Raw genomic sequence first — 10,917 nt, forward strand, 5'->3', positions numbered from 1 at the left:
CTTTTCCATGATGGACAAAGGAGGAGGCACCATGTCAGATTCTTCAAGAAAGTCGGGTTCTGTAAAAGTATCCGGATCGTCAAAACGTTCAGCGGCTGCAAAAAAGCCAGAGGCTTTAACGCAGCCCGCTTCCTCCGCCCATCCCGCTATCGCCTTTGATGCCTCAGAATTTACCGCCGCGCTGCGCCGCCAACAGCGGCTCGGTGGCGTCGCGTCCCTGAAAGCGATGACGCCAGTGCAGTGCTGGCGAGCCGTCAGCCTTGCTCTGTCTGAACAACTGCTGATGCATTCCACTTTGCCAACGTCCCCCAATTCGCCTCAGCGCCATGTGAACTACCTATCGATGGAGTTTCTGCCCGGTCGTCTGACGGGCAACAACCTGCTGAATTTGGGCTGGTATGACGCGGTAGCCGCCGTGCTGGCTGAGCAGGGACTGAACCTGAGCGATATTCTGGAGCAGGAAACCGATCCGGGTTTAGGCAACGGTGGATTAGGTCGGCTGGCATCCTGCTTTCTGGATTCAATGGCAACGGTGGGGCAGCCTGCAACGGGTTACGGCCTCAATTACCAATACGGCCTGTTCCGTCAGCATTTTGCGCAGGAAAAGCAGCAGGAAACGGCCGATGACTGGCAGCGCGATACCTATCCGTGGTTTTTACCGCGCGTGGAGCTGGCGGTGGATGTCGGGTTTGGCGGGCGTCTGCAACCTCAAACTGACGGAACCTTGCGCTGGCTGCCGGATACCGTTTTCAGAGGTGAAGCCTGTGACCTGCCGGTGATTGGCTATCACAACGGTGCGGCGCAGCCGCTGCGTCTGTGGCGTGCGACGCATCGCGAGCCGTTTGATCTGACGCTATTCAACGAAGGGCACTATCTGCGTGCGGCACAGGCGGAGATTTCCGCCGCCAGCCTGACCAGCGTGCTGTATCCGAATGACAATCACGCGGCGGGCAAACGCCTGCGCCTGATGCAGCAGTATTTCCACTGCGCCTGTTCGGTGGCCGACATTCTGCGCCGTCATCTTAATGCTGGGCGGGCGCTGTCCACGCTGCCGGATTACGAAGTCATCCAGCTTAATGATACTCACCCGACGCTGGCGATCCCCGAACTGATGCGGCTGCTGCTGGATGAGCATCAGATACCGTGGGATGAAGCCTGGTCGATAACCGGACGCACCTTTGCCTATACCAACCACACGCTAATGCCGGAAGCGCTTGAGCGCTGGGACGAACGGCTGTTTGGTCGCCTGCTTCCGCGCCACCTGTCCATCATTCGGCAAATCGATACGCAGTTTAAGGCGCAGGTCGAACAGCAATGGCCAGGCGATCGGCAGATATGGGCGAAACTCGCGATTCGCCACCAGCGCCAGATTCGCATGGCAAACCTGTGCGTTGTCAGTTGCTTCGCGGTCAATGGCGTGGCGGCGCTGCACTCGGAACTGGTGGTGAAAGATCTGTTCCCGGAATATCACCAGCTGTGGCCGACCAAATTCCATAACGTCACCAACGGCATTACACCACGCCGCTGGCTAAAGCAGTGTAATCCGGCGCTGTCCGCGCTCATCGACGACACGCTGCACACGCCGTGGGTGAATGATCTGCCCGCGCTGCAAGGGTTGGAAACCTATGCTGACGATGCTGGCTTTCGTGAGCGCTATCGACAAATCAAAGCTGATAATAAAACGCAGCTGGCGACCTACCTCCGCCAGCAGTACGACATCGTGATCGATCCGCACGCGCTGTTTGATGTGCAAATCAAGCGATTGCATGAATACAAACGCCAGCATTTGAATCTGCTGCATATCCTCGCGCTATATCGTCAATTGCGTGACAATCCGCATCTGGATATAGTGCCGCACGTCTTTTTGTTCGGTGCCAAAGCGGCACCGGGCTATGTATTAGCGAAAAATATCATTTATGCCATTAATCGGGTCGCTGTGGTCATTAATCAGGATCGCCGCGTTAACGATCGCCTGAAGGTTGTCTTCCCGCCGGACTATCGCGTTTCGCTGGCCGAACGGATGATTCCTGCCGCGGACGTGTCTGAACAGATTTCAACGGCAGGTAAAGAAGCGTCCGGTACGGGTAATATGAAGCTGGCGCTGAACGGCGCGCTGACCATCGGCACGCTGGACGGGGCGAATGTAGAAATGGCGCAGCAGGTTGGTGAAGACAATCTGTTCATTTTCGGTCACACCGTCGAACAGGTAAAAGCGCTACAGGCTCAGGGCTATGAGCCGTCTGACTACCTCGCTGTGACACCGCTGCTGCGTGAAGTGCTGAACGAGCTAGCGAGCGGTGCATTCAGTCAGGGGGATAAAAATGCGTTTGCCCCGCTGTTGGATAGCCTGCTGAAGCTGGGCGATCCCTATATGTTAATGGCCGATTTTGCACCGTATTGTGAGGTGCAGCAGCGTGTTGATGCGCTTTACCGTGAGCCGGATGAATGGACGCGCCGCTGTGTGCTGAATACCGCCAGAATGGGGATGTTCAGTTCGGATCGGGCGATTCATGATTACCAGACGCGCATTTGGCAGGCGCATCGTTAGGAAAAGGAGAGGGTGTTCAAGGTGGATAAACTGGCAAGCCAGCAGACAGGCATCGCGGAAAGCTATACCGATGCGTATGGCAAAGAGCACATTGTTGCGACCGCAATCAGAAACCAGATTCAGGCAATGATGGACGTTTCTGATAGCGATAATGCACCCTTGCCGCCTGTTCGGGTCTTTTTGCAAGGCCGGGATGCGGTCATCGAGCTTGCTGGTCACGGTGAATTCCTCTGGACGCTGATGTATGAAAACGGCGGTCAAATTCAAGGACAGATAACGGGCGGCTCAACGCTGGCGCTGCCGGGCGTGCTGCCGCTGGGTTACCACTACCTGACGCTGACGCAGGCCGATCAGCGCTGGAGCTGCCGGATTATTGTTGCCCCGCACCGCTGCTATGAACCTGAATCCTTACTACAGGGAAAACGCTGGTGGGGCGTGACCGTCCAGCTGTATACCCTGCGATCGCAGAACAACTGGGGCGTCGGGGATTTTGGCGATCTTCGCCAACTGATAGAACAGATTGCCCGGCGCGGCGGTGCCTTTGTGGGGCTGAATCCGCTGCATTCGCTGTACCCCGCACTACCAGAAGCTGCAAGCCCTTATAGTCCTTCCTCTCGGCACTGGCTGAACATTATTTATATCGATGTGAATCGGATCGATGATTTCCAGCAGAGCAGTGAAGCGCAAGCATGGTGGCACCGTGAGGATACGCAAAGCGCGGTGTCTGCGCTGCGGGCAGGACGCTGGGTCGATTATGAACCGGTGACGGCCCTCAAGCTGACCGCCTTGCGGCTGGCTTTCCGCTACTTTACGACGCGCAGTGCGCTGGATCCGCGTATTAGCGCCTTTCGCCAGTTTGTCGTTAGCGGTGGGCAGAGTCTGCAACTTCAGGCGACGTTTGATGCATTGCAGGCCTACCTGAAAAAACAGGGTGAGAATTACGCGGACTGGCACCAATGGCCTGCCAGCTACCATGACGTGCACAGTGAAACCGTGAAGTCATTCCGCCGTGAAAACAGCGATGAGATTACGTTTTACAGCTGGCTGCAATGGGTGGCGCACGAGCAACTTGCGGAGTGCTACGCGCACAGTAAACAGCTTGGTCTGCCGCTCGGTCTGTATCGTGATTTAGCCGTTGGCGTTGCACAGGGCGGCGCGGAAACCTGGGACGAACGGCAGCTCTATTGCCTTGATGCCTCTATCGGCGCACCGCCGGATCCGCTTGGGCCGCAGGGACAAGACTGGCAGCTTGCACCGATGAACCCTACTATGCTGCAGCTTCGTGGCTATCAACCGTTTATCGACGTCCTGCGCAGCAACATGGCGCACTGTGGCGCGTTGCGTATCGATCACGTGATGGCGCTCTTGCGCCTGTGGTGGATACCCAAGGCGGAGCCGGCGGGCAACGGGGCTTACGTGCATTATCCGGTCGACGATCTGCTGGCGGTACTGGCGCTGGAAAGCCAGCGTCATCGCTGCCTGGTTATCGGTGAGGATTTAGGCACGGTGCCGCCGGAAATTGTCAGCAAGCTGCACGACTACGGTATCTATTCTTACAAGGTGCTGTTCTTTGAAAAGGACGAAGAAAACCACTTCCGCGCACCGGAAGATTACCCGCGTCAGGCCATGACAACGATCACCACGCACGATCTGCCAACGCTACGCGGCTACTGGCAAACCGTGGATTTATCGCTGGGGCGGGAATTGGGGCTGTACCCGACGGAAGCGTTACTGCAAGAACAAATGCAGCAGCGTGAGAAAGCGAAGCAGGGGCTGCTCAACGCGTTGCATGAATTTGGGCTATTGCCGCAGCGGGTTGGCCGCAACTCGGCGCTGACGACGATGGGTGCACCGCTAAGCCGTGGCGTTCATCGCTATGTTGCCGATAGTGCAAGCGCGCTGGTCGGGTTCCAACTGGAAGACTGGCTGGACATGGCGACGCCGGTCAATGTGCCGGGCACCAATCGTGAATACCCCAACTGGCGGCGCAAGCTCACGCGTCCGCTGGAGTCGATCTTCGCTGACCGCTGCCTTGAAAGGCTGGTTCGGGATATGGATTTGCGGCGTGGCGCGCCGATGAAAGCGCAGAAAGCCGAATAACAGAATGAATACTCCTCCTCCCCAGAGTCGGGGAGGAAAAGCAAATATCAATCATCAGGGGAGAGGATTAATAGTAGGAGTGCTCGCCGCGCTGGTGTTCGGTGAGATCTCTCACGCCTTTCAGCTCAGGGAAGGTTTGCAGCAGCTCTTTCTCAATCCCTTCTTTCAGCGTGACGTCAACCATAGAACAGCCGTTACAGCCGCCGCCAAATTGCAGAATCGCCAGACCGTCATCGGTAATTTCCATGAGCGTCACACGGCCGCCGTGGCCAGCCAGCTGTGGGTTGATCTGCGATTGCAGCACATACTCCACGCGTTCCATCAGCGGGGCGTTGTCGTCCACTTTACGCATTTTGGCGTTTGGTGCTTTCAGCGTAAGCTGAGAACCTAACTGGTCGGTGACGAAGTCGATTTCAGCGTCTTCCAGATAAGGTGCACTGAGTTCGTCCACGTAAGCGGAAATCTTTTCAAACTTCAGTACGGTATCGCTGGCTTCTACAGCATCCGGCGGGCAATACGACACGCCACACTCGGCGTTTGGCGTACCTGGATTGATAACAAAGACGCGAATCTGTGTGCCTTCTTCCTGTTTTGCCAACAGTTTCAGGAAATGCTCCTGAGCAGCATCGGTAATACGGATCATAATAGTAAGCTCGATAGTTGACTGCACTTATCGGTTATAATACGCCCATCCTCCCCCCAACTACAAGGTTCGGCACAAACACCAGACCTGAACGCCCGCTGCACCTTGAGCCAGTAGCAGCCTGCTGATTTCGGCTGCGGTACTTCCTGTTGTAACAACATCATCCAGTAAAACCACCTGCTGCCCAGACAGTGAGACATCACAGGAAAATGCACCCCGCAGATTGCGCCGCCGCGCGCTGGCGCTGAGCGTTTGCTGTAGTGGCGTGCGTCGGGTGCGCTGCAATTCGCGTGGCTCGTAAGCACAGTTCAGCCAGCGGGCGAGAGGCCGGGCGAGCAGCTCGGTCTGGTTGAAGCCACGTCGCCACTGGCGGTTCCGGTGCAGGGGAACGGTGAACAAACGATCGGGGCGGAACAGAGGAACCCGCCCGGAGAGCTTTCGCTCGCGGTAGGTCATCTGCCAGCGTAGCAACAGCTGTCGAGCGAGCACCGCTGCCAGCTCGGTTTTACCGTGAAACTTAAAATGCTTCAGCAGCGTGTTGAATGGCGGTACGTAGTCGCTGATAAACGTGATTGACTGCCAGGGCGGCGGGTTTTGCAGGCAGCGCCCGCACTGATGTGTTGTGTCACCGGAGGGCAAGCCACAGCGCGGGCAGCAGAGGGGCAAACGCGGCAAGTGGCGCTGGCAGTACGAGCAAATTCCCTGCTGGCTGTGATGAAGCGGCAATAAGCATAGCCAGCAGCGTGCGGAGATGGTTAACATTGTTTTCCTTAACGATCGTTTTCCCTGAAATATATTGACCCCATGCAAACGTGAAGGGGTTTCCTGAGGAAGGAAGATAACGGATGGCAGCGTTGTATTGGCAGACTGAAGGTGCAGGAAATACGGATCTTGTGTTGCTGCACGGATGGGGATTGAATGCGCAGGTATGGCAAAGCATGATCGCGCGACTCGCCCCGCATTTTCGTCTGCATGTAGTCGATCTGCCGGGCTATGGCAGAAGTCAGGGATTTGGGCCGATGTCGCTGAGTGACATGGCGAACATCGTACTGGCGCAGGCGCCGGAACACGCCGTCTGGCTAGGGTGGTCGCTGGGTGGACTGGTTGCCAGCCAGATTGCATTGAGCGCCCCTGCGCGGGTGGACAAGCTGATTACCGTGGCGTCATCCCCCTGTTTCAGCGCACAGGACGGCTGGCCGGGCATCAAGCCAGATGTCTTGCTGGGGTTTCAGCAGCAGCTTAGTGAAGATTTCCAGCGTACGGTCGAGCGATTTCTGGCGCTGCAAACGCTGGGAACGGAGAGCGCACGTCAGGATGCCCGACTGTTAAAAAGCGTGGTGCTGGAACAGCCGATGCCGTCAGTCGAGGTATTAAACGGCGGGCTGGCGATTTTGCGTGAAGCGGATTTACGGCAGCCGTTAGCCGACTTGGCCGTGCCGTTCCTGCGGCTCTATGGTGCGTTAGACGGGCTGGTGCCGCGCAAGGTTGCCGGATTGCTGGATGACCAGTGGCCGAACTCAACTTCGGTCGTCATCTCAAAGGCTGCGCATGCACCGTTTATCTCGCACCCTGATGCCTTTGCTGAGCAGGTGATCGCGTTCGCGCAGGCGTAGCCGACGATAATTTACATTTTCTCCTCAATTTCTCCACGATTTAGCCGACATCGACAGTTAAGGTAATTCAGCACCCTGTGCGCAGGGGATTCTCTGGGTTTTGTGAATCTTATTCAGATTGTTCATAAGTAGGCTGCTCGTGAAGCAGCCACGTTAAAATATGGCTGAGGAGTGTTGGAGAGATGGCGAACTTTTTTGTCGACCGTCCCATTTTTGCGTGGGTGCTGGCTATCCTTCTCAGCCTGTGTGGTATGTTGGCGATCAAGTCATTGCCGCTGGAACAGTATCCCGATCTGGCCCCGCCCAGCGTGCGAATCACCGCGAGCTACCCCGGCGCATCGGCGCAGACGCTGGAAAATACCGTCACACAGGTTATCGAGCAAAGCATGACCGGGCTGGATAACCTGATGTACATGTCCTCGGACAGCAGCAACACCGGGCAAGCCAGAGTCATGCTGACCTTCGAGGCAGGCACCGACCCCGACGAAGCCCGCCAGCAGGTGCAAAACCAGCTTCAATCCGCTATCCGCAAGCTGCCGCAGGACGTCCAGCAGCAGGGCGTCACCGTGAGTAAAACCGGCGATACCAATATTCTGATGGTCGCGTTTGTCTCTACCGATGGCAGCATGGACAAACAGGATATCGCCGATTATGTCGCGACGAATATTCAGGAACCGATTAGCCGTATCAGCGGGGTGGGTGAGGTTTCTGCGTATGGATCGCAGTATGCAATGCGTATCTGGCTGGATCCGGCCAAACTGATGGATTATGCGCTGACCACCAGCGACGTAGTGCGGGCGATTGAATCGCAGAACAGTCAGGTTTCGGTAGGGCAGGTCGGCGGCGTGCCGTCTGTGGATAATCAGGTGCTTAATGCGACAATCAATGCGCAGTCGCTGTTAGAGACGCCGCAGCAGTTTCGCGATATCACGCTGCGCGTCAAGCAGGATGGTTCCGCCGTGACGTTAGCGAACGTTGCGGAAGTCGAACTGGGCGCTGAACGCTACGATTTTCTCAGTCGTTTCAACGGCCAGTCTGCTTCTGGTCTGGGCGTGACGCTGGCGTCCGGTGCGAATGAGCTGGAAACCGATAAGCGGGTCAGAGAACGTATCGAGGAACTGTCGCAGTACTTCCCGCACGGTCTGGAAGCCAAAATCGCTTTTGAAACTTCCCCTTTTGTTAAAGCCTCTATCACCGATGTGGTGAAAACTCTGTTCGAAGCGGTGCTGCTGGTCTTTCTGGTGATGTACCTGTTCCTGCAGAATTTCCGCGCCACGCTGATTCCTACGATTGCGGTGCCGGTGGTGCTACTCGGCACGTTTGCCGTGCTGTATGCCTTCGGTTTTAGCCTGAATACGCTGACGATGTTCGCGATGGTGCTGGCGATTGGTCTGCTGGTCGACGATGCCATTGTGGTAGTGGAAAACGTAGAGCGTGTGATGAGCGAGGAAGGGCTCTCACCACGCGAGGCGACGCGAAAATCGATGGGGCAGGTGCAAGGGGCGCTGGTCGGGATCGCGCTGGTGCTGTCCGCCGTATTTGTGCCGATGGCCTTCTTTGGCGGCACGACGGGAGCGATTTACCGCCAGTTCTCCATCACGATTGTGACCTCAATGATTCTGTCGGTGCTGGTGGCGATGATTCTGACGCCCGCGCTGTGCGCGACGTTGCTCAAGCCGCTTGCCAAGGGGCAGCATCATGGCCGCAAAGGGTTCTTTGGCTGGTTTAACCGGAGCTTTACCCGCACGTCGCTGAAGTATGAACGCGGCGTCGGCAAGATATTGATCAGCAGCGGGCGCTGGCTGCTGCTGTATATGGGCATCATCGGAATTATGGCCTTCCTGTTTTTCCGGCTGCCGACCTCGTTTCTGCCGCAGGAAGATCGCGGTGTGTTCACGACACAAGTGCAGCTCCCGCCGGGCTCGACGCAGCAGCAGACCCTACAGGTGGTCAACAAGATTGAGCAGTACTATCTCACGCAGGAAAAAGACACCGTGACGTCCGTGTTTTCTACCATCGGCTCGGGGCCGGGTGGAAACGGGCAGAACGTAGCGCGGTTGTTTGTGCGTCTTAAAGACTGGGATGAACGCACCACGCCGGAGAGCAGCTCGTTTGCGATTATCGAACGCGCGACCAAAGCCTTTCGTCATATTCAAGAAGCGCGCGTGTTCGCCAGTAGCCCGCCGTCAATTAACGGGCTGGGGAGTGCCGCCGGTTTTGCCATGCAGCTACAGGATCGCGCGGGACTGGGACACGATGCGCTGATGGCCGCACGGGATCAGCTGTTAAATATGGCTGACAGCAATCCCGAACTGACGCGCGTGCGCCACAACGGTCTGGATGATAGCGCGCAGCTGCGCATTCATATCGATCAGCGCAAAGCACAGGCGCTGGGTGTGTCGGTAGATGACATTAACAGCACGTTGAAAACGGGCTGGGGCTCGACCTATGTGAATGACTTCCTCGACCGCGGTAGGGTGAAGAAAGTCTACGTTCAGGCGGCGGCGAAGTTCCGCATGCTGCCGGACGATGTCAGCAAATGGTATGTGCGCAACAACAGCGGCGGCATGGTGCCGTTCAGCGCATTTGCGCAAACCGTCTGGGAAACCGGCTCGCCGCGTCTTGAACGTTACAACGGTTATTCCTCGCTGGAGATTGTCGGCGAGGCGATGCCAGGCGTCAGTACCGGCACGGCGATGAATGTCATGGAATCGTTGGTGGCGCAATTGCCGGAAGGCTTTGGATTACAGTGGACGGGTATGTCGTTGCAGGAACGATTGAGTGGGGCGCAGGCACCGGCGCTGTATGCCATTTCGCTGCTGGTGGTATTCCTGTGTCTGGCTGCGCTCTATGAAAGCTGGACGGTGCCGTTCTCCGTCATGCTGGTGGTGCCGATGGGCGTGCTGGGGGCGCTGGTGGCAACCTGGGCGCGCGGTCTGGAAAACGATGTCTATTTTCAGGTTGGGTTACTGACGGTGGTCGGACTATCGGCGAAGAACGCTATCCTGATCGTGGAATTCGCCAACGAGATGAACCAGAAAGGGAAGGATTTGGTTGAGGCCACGCTGGAGGCTTCCCGTCAGCGACTGCGGCCGATCTTGATGACGTCACTGGCGTTTATCTTCGGTGTTCTGCCGATGGCGACCAGCAGCGGAGCGGGCTCAGCCAGTCAGCATGCGGTGGGAACGGGCGTGATCGGCGGGATGCTGGCTGCCACCTTCCTTGCCATCTTCTTCGTGCCGCTGTTCTTTGTTGTCGTGCGTCGCCGCTTTCCGTTAAAGGAGAAGGAATGATGGTGCCACAGTGGTTTAATAAAGACGAGTAATGCACTTGTCTGACTACTCTCTTAACGGTGCGTGGTCAGACAACAATTTCATTGTCTGTGTGTGATGTAATTAACCTGAAACTGGTGAGTACATTCACTACAGCGTGCTACCAAATAAATATGTGTGAAATTATTTATTCAACATTCCATAATCATACTAATTAGATATATGACTGCTAAGTAAAAGCAGTAATGATATTACCTTTGATCTTTAAAATATTTTATGATAAAAATTTAGTTAGGATGCATTAATTTTCAAGGGAATGAATAGGAGTAGTAAATGGCTAGTATTATCTATTTAAAAATTAACGGTGAGAGACAAGGCCTCATATCGGCAGGCGCATCCTCGGTAGATTCGATTGGTAACAAATATCAATCAGGGCATGAGGATGAAATTTTTATATATGAGTTAATGAATCAATTTACGCGACTGGAAAATGTGTCTCTTCATCCGGTTGATATAAGAAAGCCAATAGATAAATCCACACCGCTTTTAGCTCAGGCTTTGAATGATAAAGAAAAATTAAATTGCGAATTTTTATTGTATAGAACGTCATCCTTAGGTCAGGGCGGGATTCTACTTTGTTGATGAATTAACCAAAGATAACCTCGCTACGAAAATCTCCTGACCATCCGGCACATTGTCGTTTGCCCGCTATGCTATCTTTTTTTCCTTCATGCTGTTTCA

At 55.6% G+C, this 10,917-nt stretch carries 6 protein-coding genes and 1 pseudogene; 5 read left to right on the forward strand and 2 right to left on the reverse strand.

Annotated elements, in window-relative coordinates; all coding sequences use genetic code 11:
- Positions 1-31 precede the first annotated feature (31 nt).
- Together malP and malQ are read left to right on the forward strand one after the other, a co-directional pair.
- Positions 32-2,548, forward strand: a complete 2,517-nt coding sequence (malP, locus tag Q3A88_RS11835; RefSeq protein ID WP_317177965.1) for a maltodextrin phosphorylase — start codon at positions 32-34, stop codon at positions 2,546-2,548.
- A 12-nt stretch (positions 2,549-2,560) separates the two neighbouring features.
- On the forward strand, positions 2,561-4,648 hold the full coding sequence (malQ, locus tag Q3A88_RS11840; RefSeq protein WP_317177966.1) for a 4-alpha-glucanotransferase: 2,088 nt from the start codon (positions 2,561-2,563) through the stop codon (positions 4,646-4,648).
- A 67-nt stretch (positions 4,649-4,715) separates the two neighbouring features.
- Here the strand turns inward: malQ and nfuA are convergent, their stop codons facing one another.
- Positions 4,716-5,291 (reverse strand): Fe-S biogenesis protein NfuA, encoded by a 576-nt coding sequence (gene nfuA, locus Q3A88_RS11845; protein WP_010277845.1) that lies wholly within the window; start codon positions 5,289-5,291, stop codon positions 4,716-4,718.
- Between the two features lie 60 nt (positions 5,292-5,351).
- Entirely contained in the window at positions 5,352-6,053 is a 702-nt protein-coding gene (gntX, locus tag Q3A88_RS11850) for a DNA utilization protein GntX (RefSeq protein ID WP_039504595.1), read from the reverse strand.
- A gap of 83 nt (positions 6,054-6,136) precedes the next feature.
- On the opposite strand from gntX, the gene bioH reads away from it, so the two are divergent.
- The 3 genes and pseudogenes from bioH to tssD all read left to right on the forward strand — a co-directional run.
- The gene (gene bioH / locus Q3A88_RS11855; RefSeq protein WP_233989541.1) at positions 6,137-6,904 is read left to right on the forward strand and encodes a pimeloyl-ACP methyl ester esterase BioH; all 768 of its coding nucleotides are present in this window, start codon (positions 6,137-6,139) and stop codon (positions 6,902-6,904) included.
- Between the two features lie 182 nt (positions 6,905-7,086).
- The gene (gene acrD, locus Q3A88_RS11860) at positions 7,087-10,197 is read left to right on the forward strand and encodes a multidrug efflux RND transporter permease AcrD (protein WP_317177967.1); all 3,111 of its coding nucleotides are present in this window, start codon (positions 7,087-7,089) and stop codon (positions 10,195-10,197) included.
- 312 nt (positions 10,198-10,509) lie between these two features.
- Positions 10,510-10,794 (forward strand): annotated as a pseudogene (gene tssD / locus Q3A88_RS11865) (type VI secretion system tube protein TssD); the annotation flags it as partial.
- Positions 10,795-10,917 lie beyond the last annotated feature (123 nt).

Origin of the sequence: Pectobacterium sp. HCp5_1 (genome assembly GCF_032905925.1) — a bacterium.
GTDB lineage: Bacteria > Pseudomonadota > Gammaproteobacteria > Enterobacterales > Enterobacteriaceae > Pectobacterium > Pectobacterium brasiliense_A.